General features: G+C 68.3%; 16 protein-coding genes and 3 pseudogenes. 5 read left to right on the top strand and 14 right to left on the bottom strand.

Annotated features, from left to right (window positions below; all coding sequences use genetic code 11):
• The first annotated feature begins 492 nt into the window (after positions 1–492).
• Entirely contained in the window at positions 493–2,736 is a 2,244-nt protein-coding gene (locus ACZ6TI_RS47470; RefSeq protein ID WP_465351910.1) for an NACHT domain-containing protein, read from the top strand.
• A gap of 63 nt (positions 2,737–2,799) precedes the next feature.
• Here the strand turns inward: ACZ6TI_RS47470 and ACZ6TI_RS47465 are convergent, their stop codons facing one another.
• From ACZ6TI_RS47465 to ACZ6TI_RS47445, 5 genes are all read right to left on the bottom strand, one after another.
• Positions 2,800–3,837, bottom strand: a complete 1,038-nt coding sequence (locus ACZ6TI_RS47465) for an FAD-dependent monooxygenase (RefSeq protein ID WP_465351909.1) — start codon at positions 3,835–3,837, stop codon at positions 2,800–2,802.
• 358 nt (positions 3,838–4,195) lie between these two features.
• Entirely contained in the window at positions 4,196–4,666 is a 471-nt protein-coding gene (locus ACZ6TI_RS47460; protein ID WP_465351908.1) for a hypothetical protein, read from the bottom strand.
• 208 nt (positions 4,667–4,874) lie between these two features.
• Positions 4,875–5,090 carry a sigma factor-like helix-turn-helix DNA-binding protein gene (locus ACZ6TI_RS47455; protein WP_465351914.1) on the bottom strand — a complete coding sequence of 72 codons (216 nt, stop codon included), beginning with the start codon at positions 5,088–5,090 and terminating at the stop codon, positions 4,875–4,877.
• Positions 5,091–5,162: 72 nt separating this feature from the next.
• Positions 5,163–5,678: an integrase core domain-containing protein gene (locus ACZ6TI_RS47450; RefSeq protein ID WP_465351907.1), complete on the bottom strand. Its 516-nt coding sequence runs from the start codon at positions 5,676–5,678 to the stop codon at positions 5,163–5,165.
• Positions 5,675–6,244: a helix-turn-helix domain-containing protein gene (locus ACZ6TI_RS47445; protein ID WP_465351906.1), complete on the bottom strand. Its 570-nt coding sequence runs from the start codon at positions 6,242–6,244 to the stop codon at positions 5,675–5,677. The genes ACZ6TI_RS47450 and ACZ6TI_RS47445 overlap by 4 nt, the downstream gene beginning before the upstream one ends.
• Positions 6,245–6,323: 79 nt before the next feature.
• On the opposite strand from ACZ6TI_RS47445, the gene ACZ6TI_RS47440 reads away from it, so the two are divergent.
• Positions 6,324–6,452, top strand: a complete 129-nt coding sequence (locus ACZ6TI_RS47440) for a hypothetical protein (RefSeq protein WP_465351905.1) — start codon at positions 6,324–6,326, stop codon at positions 6,450–6,452.
• Between the two features lie 42 nt (positions 6,453–6,494).
• On the opposite strand, the gene ACZ6TI_RS47435 is transcribed toward ACZ6TI_RS47440, so the two are convergent.
• From ACZ6TI_RS47435 to ACZ6TI_RS47425, 3 genes and pseudogenes are all read right to left on the bottom strand, one after another.
• Complete coding sequence (locus tag ACZ6TI_RS47435; RefSeq protein WP_465351904.1) at positions 6,495–6,713, bottom strand: TrmH family RNA methyltransferase; 219 nt, start codon at positions 6,711–6,713, stop codon at positions 6,495–6,497.
• A 190-nt stretch (positions 6,714–6,903) separates the two neighbouring features.
• Positions 6,904–7,214: pseudogene (locus ACZ6TI_RS47430) on the bottom strand (SAM-dependent methyltransferase).
• A 272-nt stretch (positions 7,215–7,486) separates the two neighbouring features.
• Positions 7,487–7,825, bottom strand: a complete 339-nt coding sequence (locus ACZ6TI_RS47425; protein WP_465351903.1) for an STAS domain-containing protein — start codon at positions 7,823–7,825, stop codon at positions 7,487–7,489.
• A 637-nt stretch (positions 7,826–8,462) separates the two neighbouring features.
• On the opposite strand from ACZ6TI_RS47425, the gene ACZ6TI_RS47420 reads away from it, so the two are divergent.
• From ACZ6TI_RS47420 to ACZ6TI_RS47410, 3 genes and pseudogenes are all read left to right on the top strand, one after another.
• Positions 8,463–9,014, top strand: coding sequence for an HNH endonuclease (locus ACZ6TI_RS47420; protein WP_465351902.1), 552 nt, complete (start codon positions 8,463–8,465; stop codon positions 9,012–9,014).
• A 125-nt stretch (positions 9,015–9,139) separates the two neighbouring features.
• Positions 9,140–9,282, top strand: a pseudogene (locus ACZ6TI_RS47415) (IS5 family transposase); the annotation flags it as partial.
• Positions 9,283–9,638: 356 nt separating this feature from the next.
• Positions 9,639–10,457 (top strand): annotated as a pseudogene (locus ACZ6TI_RS47410) (transposase).
• A 413-nt stretch (positions 10,458–10,870) separates the two neighbouring features.
• Here ACZ6TI_RS47410 and ACZ6TI_RS47405 read toward each other — a convergent pair.
• From ACZ6TI_RS47405 to ACZ6TI_RS47380, 6 genes are all read right to left on the bottom strand, one after another.
• Positions 10,871–11,545, bottom strand: a complete 675-nt coding sequence (locus ACZ6TI_RS47405; RefSeq protein WP_465351901.1) for an alpha/beta hydrolase fold domain-containing protein — start codon at positions 11,543–11,545, stop codon at positions 10,871–10,873.
• Between the two features lie 250 nt (positions 11,546–11,795).
• Positions 11,796–12,602: an SDR family NAD(P)-dependent oxidoreductase gene (locus tag ACZ6TI_RS47400; protein WP_465351900.1), complete on the bottom strand. Its 807-nt coding sequence runs from the start codon at positions 12,600–12,602 to the stop codon at positions 11,796–11,798.
• Between the two features lie 50 nt (positions 12,603–12,652).
• Positions 12,653–13,507, bottom strand: a complete 855-nt coding sequence (locus ACZ6TI_RS47395; protein WP_465351899.1) for an SDR family NAD(P)-dependent oxidoreductase — start codon at positions 13,505–13,507, stop codon at positions 12,653–12,655.
• 10 nt (positions 13,508–13,517) lie between these two features.
• A complete protein-coding gene (locus tag ACZ6TI_RS47390) occupies positions 13,518–14,282 on the bottom strand; it encodes an ABC transporter ATP-binding protein (protein WP_465351898.1) in 765 nt (254 codons plus the stop codon).
• Positions 14,279–14,980: an ABC transporter ATP-binding protein gene (locus ACZ6TI_RS47385; protein WP_465351897.1), complete on the bottom strand. Its 702-nt coding sequence runs from the start codon at positions 14,978–14,980 to the stop codon at positions 14,279–14,281. Before ACZ6TI_RS47385 ends, ACZ6TI_RS47390 begins: the two co-directional genes overlap by 4 nt.
• The gene (locus ACZ6TI_RS47380) at positions 14,973–16,028 is read right to left on the bottom strand and encodes a branched-chain amino acid ABC transporter permease (RefSeq protein ID WP_465351896.1); all 1,056 of its coding nucleotides are present in this window, start codon (positions 16,026–16,028) and stop codon (positions 14,973–14,975) included. The genes ACZ6TI_RS47385 and ACZ6TI_RS47380 overlap by 8 nt, the downstream gene beginning before the upstream one ends.
• Positions 16,029–16,053: the final 25 nt, after the last annotated feature.

Below are 16,053 nucleotides of genomic sequence, written 5' to 3'. Positions count from 1 at the left end.
ACAGCCGATGAGAGAGCTACCCCGCCGGTCACCTCGACCAAGCCTGGCCGGGCTGCGGTCGTAGATCAATTAGATAAGTAGCCGAGAAGAGTGCGTCAATAAACTAACGTTGGTCGATATCATGGCGCGCATTCAGGTGATCGTGCGGATCGCCGATGATTTGGCCCTCTCCCAGATTGGACAATAGGCCCCCGCTGCGCCTTCTTGTCGTTCCCGAGGATTTAGGCGTATGTTGATAGCATTTCGGGCGATTCGACAATTTTATACATGCTTGGTACAGCCTTTCGGGTTACTCGCGTTGCGGTGTACCGACCTGCCGTGATGGGCTCGGCCGCGTGTCGGAGGGCCCATGTAACGCAGGGGTCGCGGCGAACGACGAACGAGTTGGCCGGGTGCGGCAGTCAGGATGACCCGAGTGCGCAATCTTGTCCGCGTGAGCCTGAGCGCTGATCCGGGCGATGGTGAATCCGGTCAAGACTCGATGGCGATGGCATGACCCGGCGTCGTGGGGTGATGGCCTGGGCGGGTCTGCTGGGACTGGTCGGCTGTCTGGCGGTGGTCGGTGCCGCCCTGCTGGACGAGAGAGGGTTGCAGACCTCGGCCAACGTGGCTCAGCTCGTGTCGGTGGTCCTCGCGGTCGCGGCCTTGGCGGCTCCCTTGCTGCTGTGGCGTCGGGCCGTGGAGCCGGTGCCGGTGACTGCGGATGTGCTCGCGGTAGCCATGGAGGTGTTGGCCGGGCTGGTCGATCAGCAATGGCGCATCGAGGCGACGATGAGATCGTTGGACGACCCCGATCCGATCCCGGTGCGGTGGCATCCGGCCGGCGACGTCCGGCTGATCGATCATCCGGTGAACCTCACCAGGACGGGGCTGCTGACCGCATCCAGCGCCAACGTCCCCGCCCTGGCCGTCAAGTTCCGCATGATGCGCCGTCGTCGGCTGGTGATCCTGGGCGGGCCGGGCAGCGGCAAGACCACCCTGGCCGTTCTACTCCTTCGCGAGCTGCTGGCCACCCGGCAACGCCACAATTCGGAGCCGATACCGGTCCTGTTGTCGGTGGCCGGGTGGGACACCACCCTGTTCCCGCGCCTGCAGGACTGGCTGGCATCACGGCTGGCGCAGGACTACCCGGCCCTCCGTGCGACCGGCCTCGGTCCCGACGCGCCTGCCATTCTCGCGTCACGCGGACTGATCCTGCCGATCTTGGACGGGCTCGACGAGTTGCCCCTCAGCTCACGGGCAGCAGTCGTCATCGCCATCAATCGTTGCCTGAGCGACACCGATCAACTCGTCGTGACCAGCCGCACCGTCGACTACCGGCACGCTGTCGACACCGCCGGGGACGTGCTCACTTCGGCCATGGTCATCGAACCCGACCCGGTGGACCCGGTGACCAGCGCCGACTACCTCCGGCGGTGCCTACCCGCCCGACCCGGACGAGTATGGGAACGCGTCCTCGCCAACCTGAATGCCACCACCACGCCGGACGGCCCCGCCGCCGCACTGGCCGAGGTCACCTCCACCCCACTCGGGTTGTGGCTGCTACGCGCTGTCTACCTCACCGCGACCGCCGACCCGGCAGACCTGCTCGATCCGCTCCGCTTCCCTACCGCCTCCACGCTGCGAACCCACCTGTTCGACCGGCTGATCCCCGCCCTCATCGACGCCCGACCACCCAGCACCAACCCAGCCGATCCGTTCCGGCCCCGCCGCCGCCACGACCCCACCCAAATGCGGCGCAGACTCGCCTACCTCGCCCACCACCTGGCCCACCCTCACAACACCGACGGCACCCCACGCACACGCGACCTCGCCTGGTGGCACCTCGCCCGCACAACACACGCCCTCAACCTCACCACCAGACTCCTCATCGCCGCCGCGATCACGCTCCTGGTGACAATAACGTCAACGGTCGCGAATGGAATTGCGATCGGAATTGCTGATGGGTTAACGCACGGGCTCGGCTACGGGCTGGCATTCGGACTTACCGCTGGCTTCGTCGTTGCAATAAGCGCACGGTTCTGGTCAGACCAATTGCCGGGCTTCGCCGATCTTCGCCGGAACGGGCGTCTCCCCACACCCATGCCCGACACAATGCTCCGCGGGATCGCTATTGGAGTTGCCGTTGGTACAGCAATGGGGATCGTAGTCAGCCTCGACGCCGGGAATATCAACGGCCTGGCGGCCGGATCCGCCACGGGGCTCGCAGTCGGTTTTGCCTACATATTCGCGTCTACACTCACCGCGTGGGCCGAGTCCCCGACCCGAGAGGGGCAGGCTGACACTCCAACATCCGCTTGGCAGGCCGACCGAGCCCTCAACGTCCTCCGCACCACAGCAATTGGCCTCACCGGCGGGCTGTCTGGTGGCCTTGCCGCCGGATTCGCCGCCGGGCTCGCAGACACCGCCGCGTTCGGCATCGCGGTCGGGTTGACCTACACAGTCACCATTGGACCCACGGCTGGGTTCGTAGCTGGCCGCCATCACGCCTGGATGGCATACCTCATCACCACCACCCGGCTCGCCCTGGCAGGCAAACTACCGCGCCAACTGATGTCCTTCCTGGACGACGCACACCGCCTCGGCCTACTCCGCGTCGTCGGCCCTGTCTACCAATTCCGCCATGCCGAACTCCAAGACCACCTCGCCTCCACATGGCACCTACCGGCACAGTCCAGCGTCTACACGCTGCCGCACATCTCACAAGCAGCCCCTCACGACCTCAGCAATAACTGAAGCTTGACCAAGATCAGGTGCGCTCTCATGCCGTCGGTCGGGCGCGGTGCTCGACGTGGCGGCTCATCGGGAACTCAGCTTGGCGCTCGCGGCGACCGTCTCCTCTGTCTCGGCGCGGCGGCGGTTCTCGTAAGCGGCGAAGGCGATCGTCGGGTCGTCGTGGTTGTGTAGTGCCGTGGCCAGGGCCACGGCGTCCTCGATGGCCATCGAGGCGCCTTGGGCGGCGGCCGGGACCGCGGCATGGGCGGCGTCGCCAGTCAGGACCATGCGGGCGTTGTGCCAGTGCGGGGTGGTCGGGATGTCGGAGGAGTCGCTGCCCACGATGTCCGCGCCGGAGGCAGCGATGAGCGCATGGACGCAAGTGGCGTCGTCGCGGCACATTCGCAGGGCCAGGTCGCGCCATTGATCCGGGCTGAGCCCCGCTGCCGGTCTATCGCCGTGGATGCGCGCGAACCACCAGGTCCGGCCGTCACCGCCGGGCACGGTGAGGCCGAAGAACGCTCGGCTGCCGCGGACCATGTAGTACTCGTCCAGGTCGAGGCCGGCCGGGTTGCCGGGCGTGTAGCCGTACACCACATGCTGCCCGGAGTAGCGAGGCTCGGGCGCTTGGGGATCGATGAGCCGGCGGGCCCGGGAATGCACGCCGTCCGCGCCGACCAGTACGTCACCGTTGACTCGGCTGCCATCGGCGAAACTGACCTCGACACCATCGGGACCGCTCGAGGCCCCGGTCATCCGCTTGCCGTGGTGCACCGGGATGCCTCGCGTGGTCGCAAGCTCTTGCAGCGCCCGGTAGAGCGCGGCGCGCGTGAGGGATCGGGCAGGACCCTCGATCGGCCGGTGTCCGAGCCGCCGGCCCTGAGCGTCGAGCAACGCCACCGCCCGCGCCGGGAACGACACCGCGTCCACCGCCTCGGCCGCGCCGATCCCCGCGAGCGCGCCCATGCCGTTGCGCATCACGGTGAGGAACGCGCCGGCATCCGCGCCGCCGGACGCGTGCGCCTCGTACACCTCGGCCTCGATGCCGACTTTGAGCAAGGCGAGCGCGGTCGCGGTCCCCGCGACACCACCACCGGCGATGATCACCTTGCGTACGGCCATGCACGCCATCCTGCCTAACCATCCACTGCACACACCGCCCTCACACACGCCGCCAGAGCCACCGGTTGACTGAGCGGTCGGGCAGGTCGCCAGCGCCCTCGTCGACCGAGAACCGCCCACTGGATGGCAGTTCTGCCGATGAGCGCGCACTCGACGACATGTTCGTAGATCTCGAAGTTCCTGGCAGCCGGGGCATCGTCGACACCGAGAATCTTTCTTCTGCCACTGACCGTGTGCGCTGGATGACGGTAAGCAGTCACCCTCGGCGGCCCCGCAACCGTGAGCGGACAGCGCGGTCGTCGAACTCCGGCGCTTCGAAGACGGGTTGATCGTCGGGCAGGCAGAACGTGGCCGGCTTCTACATATAGGTCAGCGGGCAGCCATGTCGCAGCGAATGCGCGGCCGCCTGCCGAAACAGTGCCACGTAGAAGATAAGGGGGTCCTCGATCGCGATCGTCAGCGCCATCGGACCGCTCGGCAAACCGGCGGGCAGACCCACCTCGACGGCGATCGGGGCGATCGCCGCACGCAGCCGCTGCGCGCTGAACACCTTCGTTACGTCGTCGTAGTTGCTCTGTACCGCAAGTTCGATCGTGCCGGTGAAGTCCACCGGCACGATTAGCGAGGCGTCGAGGAACTCGGAGGCGTTGTGCCGCACGCACATGTCGGCGAAGTCGTCCATGCTCGCGATGAGCTTCTCTTCGAAGTCCCTGGCCGTGGTCGGCGGGCCCGGGTAACACGGCAGACCCCGCGCGGCGAGCGCCTCGTTGAGCAGAGGTGAGCACTCGTTCTGTGCCCAGTCCGAGGCGCTGATGTCCACCAGGTACATACCCACGCCGGAATGCTATCGGCCAAGTGATCTTCCGTTGGTACTACGGCCGTAACGCCAGGCCCCCGAAATCAGCAACGAGCCTCACGATTGTCAATCAATGAGCGATCACCGCAGTGCACTCTTCCGCGCCGCGAGTGCGGCAGCCGTAAGGAAGTGACGCTTGGGGGTGGCCGAGCGGTCGCGATAGATTGTGGGCTCGTTGCCGTCATTTGGACCCTGAGGAGTCAGCGGAGTAGAAGCCGGCGTGATCCGGCCGGCGGGTGGCGACCATGCGGGACAAGTCCCGCATCGCCTGGTAGAGCCGGGCGTTTGCGACGGCCGGGGCGAGACCGAGTACCCAGGCCGCCTCGCGTGTCGTCCGGCCGCGGAAGTACGTCGCAACAATGATCTCCCGGTGCTGAGTCGGGAGGCTTCGCAGCATGAGTTCCATCGAAGACCGTAGTGTCTCGCCGGCCATGATCGGGTCGTGTACCGCTCGGAAATGCGGTTCGGGCTACGCCACCTGCGAGTATTCGTTGATCAGTCCGTTAAGGATCTTCCTGCGACGGACGCGCGCAGAAGCAAGGTCGAAGACGGCAGGCACGGTGTCCGTGGCATCGGGTGGGCGCTGATCGCGGCTCTGATGGGGACGGTGCTCGTTATAGTGCTCGACGAACTCACCCACGACAGCAAGCAGGTGCCGCTGACCGTAGATCAGCATCCGGTCCAGGCACTCGCGGCGCACAGTGCGTACCCACCGTTCCGCGTACGCGTTCGCCCGCGGCGCCCGCGGTGGACTGCGTAGCACCTCGATGCCTTCGCTGATGAACACCTCGTCAAAGATGTCCGTGTACTTGGTGTCCCGGTCGCGGATCAAGAACCGGAACTGCCCGGCCCGCTCCCCCAAGTCCACCAGCAGGTTGCGGGCCTGCTGAGCCAACCATGCCCCGTTCGGGTGGGTCGTGACGCCGAGGATGTGCACGCGGCGGATGCCGACCTCCATCAGGAACAGCACGTAGATGCGGGTCAACCCGACCGTGTCGACGTGCAGAAATCGCAGGCCAGGATCCCCTTGGCCTGCGCACTCAGGAACTGCGTCCAGGTCGGCCCGGAGCGCCGCGGCGCCGGATCCACGCCAGCCTTGGTCAGGATGGACCACACGGTGCTGGCCGCCACTCGGTAGCCCAGACCGACCAGTTCACCCTGAATCCGGCGATGCCCCCAGCCCGGATTCTCTTTCGCCAGGCGCAGCACCAGCACCCGAATCTCAGCCTGGACCGGCGGACGACCCGGCCGGCGCCGCGGATAGGTCCAGTTCCGGGCGATCAGGGTGCGGTGCCAGCGCAGCAGGGTGGCCGGGGTGACCAGGAACGTGGCCCACCGCGGGCGGGGCAACAGCCGAGCCAGGGCCGAGAGCACCGCGCGATCGGTTGGTTCCAGATCCAGACGTTTGACTTGACGGCGCAGCACCGCGACTTGGTGGCGAAGGACCAGGATCTCGACTTCGTTGGCTCGCTCGCCGCGCAGGCCCAGCACGATCAACTGGAGCACCTGACGCAGGACCAGGTAACCGAGCGACACGACCATGCCAGCCATCCTGCCTCCGAGCCGGTGATCGGCAACGCACAGAACCGCAGGTCAACCCCCGTAACCGTGTATTCGAGCGGTACAGGCGGTGTGGTCGACGATCGCGCGGCTCGCCTGCGAACCCGACGCGTCGGCGCGGCTCGCCGAACTCGCGGCCGCTGTCAACCAGGCACGCTCGCTGGAGGAACCCGCTGTCGAAGCGCTCACCGCCGTCTGACAGCGAGGATGTAGGCCAGCGAGCCAAGAGCAGCCCGGCGCGTCAGAGCAGGCCGGCGAGGCGGTAGAGGACAAGGGAGCCGGCCACGGCGACGTTGAGGCTGTGGCCGGTGCCCACCATCGGGATCTCGACCGCGCAGTCGAGCAGGTCGAGCGCCTGCGGTGGGATGCCTGTCGCCTCGGGCCCGAGGACCATCACGGTCCGGTCCAGAACGACCTCGGTGCCACCGCGATCAGCGGCGCCCAATACGGCCAGTCCCACAGCATCTGCACGGCCACAACTCACAATGCGGAGGTTGATCTTCGATCCCGCAACAGATCACATCATGAAGTCCGAGCGTGGCCTATTCACTCTGGCCCAGCCCCCACCAGCAGCCCTGATCCAACCCCACAGCGATAACGGACATAGCCTCCCGGACGGCCCTCTCAGGTTCGTGCAGGTCGGCCTCGACCTAGTCGGTGACGCCCTCCGGTGTGCTGGTCAGCAGCGCGCGAGCGTGTACCAGCACCAGCGGATCGTTGTCGATGTAGACGATCCGTGACTGCGGTGCCACGGACTGGGCAACGTCGTGCGTGTTGTCCGCCGTCGGCAGTCCGGTGCCGACACCGAGGAATTGGCGTATCCGGCTTCCACGGCCAGGTACCGCACCGCGCGGCCGAGAAAGGCGCGGTCGGCGCGGGCGGTGGTGCGCATGTTCGGCAGGAACTGGAGGATCTGCTCACCGACCTCCCGGTCGGAGGCGAAGTCGTCCTGACCGCCCAACCAATAGTCAGGTCCGCGCGGTATGCGCCACGCCGGTGTCGAGCTTCGCCACCTGCTCCGAACTGTCGGTCATCTGTGCACCCTCCGACTGCCCCCGCTCCGCGCGGCGATCTCGACGCTACGCGGAAGCATAGGCGCACGGTTGCTGCCCGCGACCGCCGACCGTACCCGCCCGGCCGATTGCCCGGAAACCGTCGGACGCGGGTAACACCCACCCGGGGCACATGCTGATCTGTTCCGGAACGGCCGGCGCGGCGGGCGGCTCAGACCCGTCAGTCTTCCTCGGTGAGCGGCGCGAGTAGCCCGGTCACGTCAAGTACCTGCCGGATGAGCGGCTGACAATTGATCAAGGCCAGGGACGTGTTCTCGTCGATGGCGCGGTTGCGGGCTACCACGAGTGCGGCGATCCCCGTGGAGTCCAGGAACGTCACGCCTGCCATGTCGAGCACCACGGCCGGCGGGTTCTTGTCCAACGCATCGTTGAGCGCGTCCCGCAGCACATCGGCGGTAGACATTTCGATCTCACCGACCGCGACCACCCGGACCACAGACCCGTCAAGCTGCGCCGTCACGGACAGCGGGGCCGGTGTCGCACCCGGAACAACAGACATGATCAATCCCCTTTCGCCTGCCACAGCGTAGCTGCGAACGGACCGTCCACCACCGGTGCGCCACGGGCCAGGAACAGCCGGGCCGTTCCGCTCGTTCCGGGCGACCGTTCCGGAACGGCTGCCCTGTTCCGGCGACTGTTCCGCGCGCCCGGCGGAACGTTCCGTGCGCCCGGCGACCGTTCCGGAACGGCCGGGGTGCTGTTCCGCTCGGCGCGGCGGAACAGCGCGGAACAGACCGGGCTTCCGCCTCCTCGTTCCGCTTCCTTCCGCCCGGACCGGGCCGACCTGGAAGCGGAAGCAACCGGAAGCGACGTGCCCGGCGTGCCGGGGCGGCTGGTAGCGCCCTGGTAGCGGCCGGCCTTACCAGCCGGAGTGTTACTCATAGCGCTGCCGTCACCCCGTAGCGCTCCCAGCTCCCTGTCTCGCCCGGACAGGCCGGGCATGAACGCACCAACCGGTGCGGCCCTTGTTCCGGCCTGTGCCGGGCGGTGCCATTACCGGTTGGCGCCGCCATTGCTGGCGCCCGTCAGTAGCGGTCCCAGTAACACCTGCTCGTCAACGTCGAGCCCAGAAAGGGAGGCGAACCGCATATGCACGCGACTTCAACACCGCCGGCGAACATCCACCGTGGAGGAACATGGCCACAAACCAGACCCCCACCTTCGGGGCCGTCTATCGGGGCATCGTCCAGTACTACCTGCCCGCCGGAGACGTCTACCGACTTCACCGGCTGCGCTGGGTCATGGAGACCTCCATGCTCAAGACCCTGGCAGGCAAGCACCGCTCGTCGATGTCGAAGATGGCCACCAGACACAAGGCCAAAATCCAGACACCGCAAGGGGCGCGAACCTGCTTCGAGGCACGCATCGAACGCGACGGCAGACAACCACTGGTCGCACGGTTCGGCGGTATTCCACTGCACCGGCAAAGAACGGCGACGGTCATCGACCGGCAGCCGATCCGGGTCGACTATCGGCACAAGGAGATCATCAAACGTCTCCTCGCGGACACCTGCGAGATCTGCCAGCACAACGGCGAGGTTCAAGTCCACCACGTCCGCAAGCTCGCAGACCTCGCAGCACCCGGGCCGCTTCAACCCCAATGGGCCAAGGCAATGGCAAACCGGAGACGCAAAACCCTCGTGGTCTGCTCCTCCTGCCACGACCACATCCACACTGGGGCAGCCTGACCCATCCCCACGCAGTAGTCACTGGAGAGCCGGATGATCGGGAAACCATCAAGTCCGGTTCGGCGGGAGGCCGCGCGGAAAAGGACCAGCCCAGGCTGACACCTCGCCGCGCGGCCGACCCATCCGGCTGGCTCATGCAACACCGCCGCCTGGCCCGCGACTACGAATCCCTCCGGAAACCTCCGCCACCATGGTCCGCATCGCGATGATCGACAACCTCACCCGACGAGCGGCTGACGAAACCACCCCAACCTGGCGAGACACCTAAACCACCATAACGCACAAAATACGTGAATCAGACGCTCTCTCAGCTTGTTGTTTAAGCCGTGGCGGTCGGTGGTGACCCCTGGTTGATCATGGGAACAGCCCTTGGTTGATGATCTTCTTGTCTAGGGAAGAGCACCGATACCAAGGGCTGTCTGTTGAATAGTGTGCATGACGGGTGCCCGGCGGACGTGGCCGGCAGCTGGCCGGGTTCCGGCGTGAGTTGCATCGGTGTGTGACCGCTCGCGCGGACGCCTTGTTCGAGCTGACCGATGCCCTGTTGTGTACCGACGGGCCGGTGAAATCGTTGGTGGGGTTGAGTTTGGCGCCGGAACGCCGGCGTGGCCACGGCACGACGCGATGAACGAGGGCCGTATCGATGTGCAGCGGTTGCGGACCGCGGTCGTCGGGCTGACGCTTCCACGTGCTGTTGACGGCCGATTAATGTTGGCGGTTGATGTCAGCGCGTGGCTGCGTCTGGACGCGGTCACCAGCCCGGATCGGTTGTTCTGTCACGTGTACGGCCGTAGCCGCAGCAAGGATCCGGTCATCCCGGGGTGGCCGCACTCGTTCGTGGCGGCGTTGGAACCGGGCCGCACGTCGTGGACTCGGGTGTTGGACGCGGTGCGGCTGGGTCCGGACGATGACGTCGCGCAGGTGACCGGCGTGCAGGTCCGCGCGTAGGTGCAGCGGCTGATCACGGCCGGGCAGTGGCAGCCGGGTGATCCGGATGTGTTGGTCGTGTTCGACGCCGGTTACGACTTGGCTCGGCTGGCGTCCCTGCTTGCGGACCTGCCGGTGGAGGTGCTTGGCCGGCTGCGATCGGACCGGGTGTTCCGGCTGCCCGCCCCGCCGCGTGCGGCTGGGGCGATCGGCCGGCCGGCCAAGCACGGCGGTGACTTCTGCTTCGCTGACCCCGACACGTGGCCGGAGCCGGACGTGGCCACCCTCACCGATACCAGCCGTTACGGCAGTGCGTCAGCGACGGCGTGGGATCCGTTGCATCCGCGGTTGACCCGCCGCGCGGCGTGGCTGGAGTACGACGGTGATCTGCCGGTGCTGCACGGGACCCTGATCCGCCTCGTCGTGGACTATCTGCCAGGTGACGGCGATCCGAAACCGTTGTGGCTATGGTCCTCCAGCGTCGGCGCGACACCATCGCATGTCGACCGATTGTGACAGACGTTCTTACGCCGGTTCGACCTCGAACACACGTTCCGATTCTTCAAACAGACCCTCGGCTGGACCGCTCCGAAGCTAACTGACCCGCACGCCGCGGACCGGTGGACGTGGATCGTGATCGCCGCCTACACGCAGTTGCGTCTCGCCCGCCACCTCGCCCAGGACCTGCGCCGGCCGTGGGAACGTCCCGCGCCCGCGGGCCGGCTCACTCCGGCGCGGGTGCGGCGAGGGTTTCGGAACCTGCGCGCGAAGACCGCCCGGCCGGCCGGTGCACCGAAACCGACCACGCCCGGTCCCGGACGCCCACCCGGATCGAAACCGTCGACCCGCCACCCGCCACGACGTCGGCAAACCACCGGACGGGCAGTCAGCATCGAAGAACACAAAGACGCCCAGGTTAAATAACAAGCTCAGGATCCGCGCACGAAGTCGGCGGCCGAGCCCAGTGCGGCCAATCCCTCGTCCAGGAGGAAGTCGTAGCGGTGGAAGCCATGGATCATGCGCGGCCAAACTTCCAGTCGTGCCTGCACTCCCATCCCGGCAGCCGCGTCAGCCAACCGCAAGGCGTCGTTGAGGAGCAGGTCCGCGGAGCCCACCTGGATGAGCATGGGCGGCAGGTCGGTTAGGTCGGCGTACATGGGGCTCGCCAGTGGGGTGGTCGGGTCGAGGCCCGAGACGTACTCCTCCGCGCGCCTCTGCAGACCGCTGACGGTCAGCGACGGGTCGCGCGTAAGTCCGGGCGCGTCACCGGTCAGCGCCAGATCAACCCAGGGCGAGAGCAGAACCGCGGCGCGCGGAAGGGGCAGGTCGCTGTCGCGAGCCGCTACCAGGGCGGCAAGTGCCACGCCGGCACCCGAGGAATCGCCCGCCAGCACGATCCGCTCCGCCGGGACGCCGCTCGCCAGCATCGCGCGGTAGCCGTCGATCGCGTCCGACAGCGCAGCCGGGAAAGGATGCTCGGGAGCGCGCCGCAGGTTCACGCCCACGCCTCGGGCGGCCGACATCACGGCCAGCGTCGACCACAGCCGCCGGTGGCCGCGGGCGGACCCGGACACGTGGGCTCCGCCGTGCATGTAAAGCAGCACGTATGCCGACCGTCCGGGTTCCCCCGCCTCGACGGCCTGCGCGCCGCCCAGGGCGACGGTGTGGAACCGCCGCCGGCTTGGCGCCGGGATCCGTTGCTGCAGCGCACGTTCGGCGCGCCGGATCTGGCGGACGTCGGCTCCGATGTCGAACCCGACCGAAGTCAGGAGCCGCGTGACGTCGCCGAGTTTGTTCGTCTCCCACGATTGATCTCCTGGCCTGAGTCCGGCACGGTGGCTGGTCCCCGCGCCCTCACTCGCTGATGGTGACCCGTGGGTCGAATGGAACCGTGCCGGGATCCAGGACGGTGTGTCCGCCGTCGACCGTCAGCGTCGCGCCATTGACGTAGGAGGATTCCCGTGACAGGAGCCAGACGATCGCGTGCGCCATCTCGTGGGGCCACCCGGCCCGGCGCAGCGGCACCAGCGAGGTGACCAGCCCGTAGGCCTCCTCGAGGCCGATGCCCCGCGACTCGCCGACCGCAGCGATCTCCGCGTCGGCCATCTCCGTGCGTCCCCAGCCCGGGCAGACGACGTTGGCCCGCACACCGGACGGCCCATACTCCACCGCGATGGCGTGGGTGAGGGCCGTGAGAGCCGCCTTCGAGGCACCGTAAGCGATCATGCCGATGGCGGTGCGCAGCGCCGCCACGGATGACACGGCTACCACGGACCCGCCGTGCTCCACCAGGTGCGGCAGGGCGGCCTTCGCGAGATGGAACGGCCCGGACACGTTGGTCGCCAGGATGTCGTCCCAGTCCTGCTTGCTGGTGGTCTCCAGCGTGCCCGGCCGTTGAATGCCGGCGTTCAGGACCAGCCCGTCGAGGCCGCCGAGTTCGAACACGGTCTGCGCGACGACGGACGCGCACGCGTCAGGGTCGGCGATGTCGGCCGGGAACGCGAGCGCTCCGGTGCGGGCGGCGACCGCCTCCAGGGGTGCCTCTCGTCGGCCGCACACGGCGACCTTCCATCCTCGCTCGGAGAGGAGCTCTGCCGTGGCCGCGCCGAAGCCCGTGCCTCCGCCCGTCACCAGGGCGACCTGCTGGTGTGATCCGTCCACGAACGTCTCCTTTTCCCGCCGCCGACGGCGGCGTGTGTGGTTGCCGTCTGTCAGACGTTGTCCGCGACGACCTTGCAGCTGACGGTGCCACCGTCGACGATCCATGAGGCCCCGGTGACGAACGTGGCCTCGTCGGAGAGCAGGAAACGCACGACGGTGGCGATCTCCCCGACTTGGCCGAACCGGCCCATCGGAGTGGAACCTGCCATGGAATCCCAGGCGGCGGCAGGGTCGTCAGGGTTGAAGCCCGCGGACAGGGACCGTGTCATCCGGGTCTCGACGATGCCGGGCAGCACGGCGTTCACACGGATACCGGTACGTGCCACCTCGGTGGCCGCGGTTCGCGTCAGGCCGACCACGGCGGCCTTGGTGGCGTTGTAGACGCCCGTGCCGGGCAGGCCGAGTTCGGCCGCCATCGAGGCGGTGTTCACGATGGCGCCGCCCCCTTGGCCTATCATGACAGGCAGGACGTGGCGCAGTCCGAGGAAGGTGCCCTTGAAGTTGACGGCGACCACCCTGTCAAACCCGTCCTCCGGATACTCGGCGAGCGGTGCGACAGGCCCCTCGATCCCGGCGTTGTTGAAGAACGCGTCGATGCGACCGAAGCGCGCGAGCGCCGCCTCGACGTAGCCCGCCACGTCGGCGGTGACCGTGACGTCGGCGACGTGGCTCTGCACCCGGCCGCCGGTGGCCCTGACCTCCTTCGCTGTCACGTCGAGCGCGGCGGCGTCCCGGTCGACGATCGTCAGAGACGCCCCCGCGCGGGCGAGCTCGACGCTGGTGGCTCGTCCGATGCCCCCACCCGCGCCGGTGACCACTGCGCCGCGACCCTCGAGAGTTCCCATGGAACGGCCTTCCTGTGTGGATTGCGTATGCTTCGTGTGGTCGGTCTGGACCGGCGACACGTGACGGCGGTCAGGCGCGTGCCGCCTCGTCCACGAGGTGATAGGCCTCGTGGATGCGCTGCGGGTTGTCTCGCAGCGCCGCCGCGGCCCCGGTCAGCTTGATCCGGCCGCGGACCATCACGGTGGCGGTGGTGGCGAGCGACAGCGCGAGGCTCGTGAACTGCTCGATGAGGAGGACCCCGACGCCCTGCCCGGCGATCTCGGTGAGAGTGGGCGCGAGCCGTCGGACGACGACGGGCGCCAGGCCGAGCGACAGCTCGTCGATGAGCAGATACCGCGGGCTGTCGATCAACGCCTGGCCCAGCGCCACCATCTGCTGCTGCCCGCCGGACAGCTTGCCCGCTCGGCGGTCCAGCAGTTCGGTGAGCTCGGGGAACAGGGTGAGGACCCGGTCCAGCCCTGTCGCGTACTCGCTCCTGCGCAGACGCGATCCGGCCACGCGCAGGTTGTCCGACACGGTGAGGTCACCGAGGATCCGGTGCCCTTCCGGTGCCGCGGCGAGCCCCACCGCGCGGACGGCTTCGGGACGTCGCCCGCGCAACTCGACACCGTCGAGGCGGATCCTGCCCTCGCGGGCGGCGAGCACGCCGGTCAGCGCGAGGACGAAGCTGGACTTGCCCGCGCCGTTCGGTCCGAGCATCGCCGTGACCTGCCCCGGTGGAACGTGCACCGCGACGTCTCGCACCACGTCGCGGTCGCCGCGGGCTACGGTCAGCCCCGTCACGTGGAGGCCGCTGCTCTCAGGTTCCGGCGGCGGGCCGGACCGCGCGTTCATGCGATCTCCTCCGTTCCGAGGTATGCCTTGCGGACCACGGCGTCCGCAAGGACGTCGGCGGTCGGCCCGTCGGCGATCAGACGCCCGAAGTCCAGGACGGCGACCCGGTCGCACACGGCCGAGACGAGCTCCATGTCGTGGTCGACGAGGACGACCGCTGTGCCGGCACGCCGCCCCAGCTCACGGATGAGGGGGACGAGGCGTGCCGAGTCGGCGTCGGCGAGGCCAGCGCCGGGCTCGTCGAGCAGTACCGCCTTCGGCGCGCCGAGCATCGTCTTGGCGAGTTCGACGAGCCGCCGCTCGAGCATGCTGAGCTCCCGGGCCGCGCGCCCGGGGGCGGGCAGGCCCACCAGGTCGATCACGCGGTCGACGTCGTCGCGACGCTGCCCGAGGCTCTCCGCTGCGAGCAGGATGTTGTCGAAGGCGGTGAGTTCGCGGACGACTTGCTCCTGCTGAAAAGTGCGTCGAACGCCCATGCGCGCACGGTGGTGCGGCGCCACGCCGGACAGGGACGACCCGTCGACCAGGAGGCGCCCGGCGGAAATCCGGCAGAAGCCGCTGGCGGCGTTGAGCAACGTGGTCTTGCCCGCGCCGTTGGGACCCACGAGACCATTGACGCCGTCGGCGAACGTGACGGACACGGCGTCAAGCGGTGTCACACCGCCGAACCGGACCGTGAGCTCCTGGACCTCAAGCACGGGGTGCCGCCTCTCGGGCCGGGCTGGATGGGACGGGTGCGGCTGGCGCCGCCCGGGGCCCGTCCTGCGGTGGGGTCGCCCGGACACGCGTCCGGAGACGGGAAGCCGCTCCCTGGAGCTGACCGGCGATCCCCTGCGGGGCGGTGACCAGGGCGTGCGCGAGCCCGAGGCCGAAGACGACGAGCACGAGGTCGGAGTCGACGCCGAGCCTGGTGAGGATCGCCGGGAGCGCCACGTAGAGCAGACCCGCGAGGACGCCGCCCAGGAGGGAGAACGCTCCCCCGATGAGCACCACCGCGAAAAGCACGACGCTCTGCTGCGCGGGGAAGCTGATGGGGTCCAGCCGGCCGGTGCCGCCGGCCAGCAGCCCACCGGCTACGCCGGTGACGAAGGAGGTCAGCACGAGAGCGACGAGCCGCTGGCGGGTCACCGCCAATCCCGTGGCGTAAGCGCCCGCCTCGGACTGGCGGATCGCCGCCCACGCCCGCCCGGCACGGGTGTGCAGCACTGCCCACAGCAGAAGGTAGAGGAGGGCGACGACGACGACGGTGTACCGGAACATGCCTGCGTCCGACTCAGCGAAAGACGGCCGGGGCACGGACGCGGGCACCTCTGCCCCCGTGGCACGGCCGCTGAGACCGCCGCCGCCGTCCGGGAAACCCGCGCTGTAGAAGACGATCTCGAAGGCGCCGGCCGCCATGAGGGTGACGAGGGCGAGCGTCAGGCCGCTCAGCCGCAGCGACGGCAGGCCGATCACCGTCCCCACCGCGCTCGTCACCGCGCCGGCGAGGAGCAGCGCCGCGGGGTTCGGTAACGCGATCTCGTGCGCGAGGCGGAGAAACGTCCAGCCGCCCACTCCGACGAGGGCTACCTGGTTTAGCGACACGAACCCGAGCCGCCCGTAGAGGACGCCGGATCCCGCCGCCACCGCGGCATACACCGCGGACATCGTGGCAATCTTGATCCAGTAGCCGTCGAGCACGAGAGGCGCCAGCACGGCGACGGCGACCGTCACCGCGAGGGGAGCGACGAGCCGGCTCAGCGGCACACCACCGGCGTGGAGTCGAGCGGGC

The organism is Actinoplanes sp. NPDC051388 (assembly GCF_055586225.1).
This window is presented reverse-complemented; position numbering and strand designations above follow the sequence as displayed.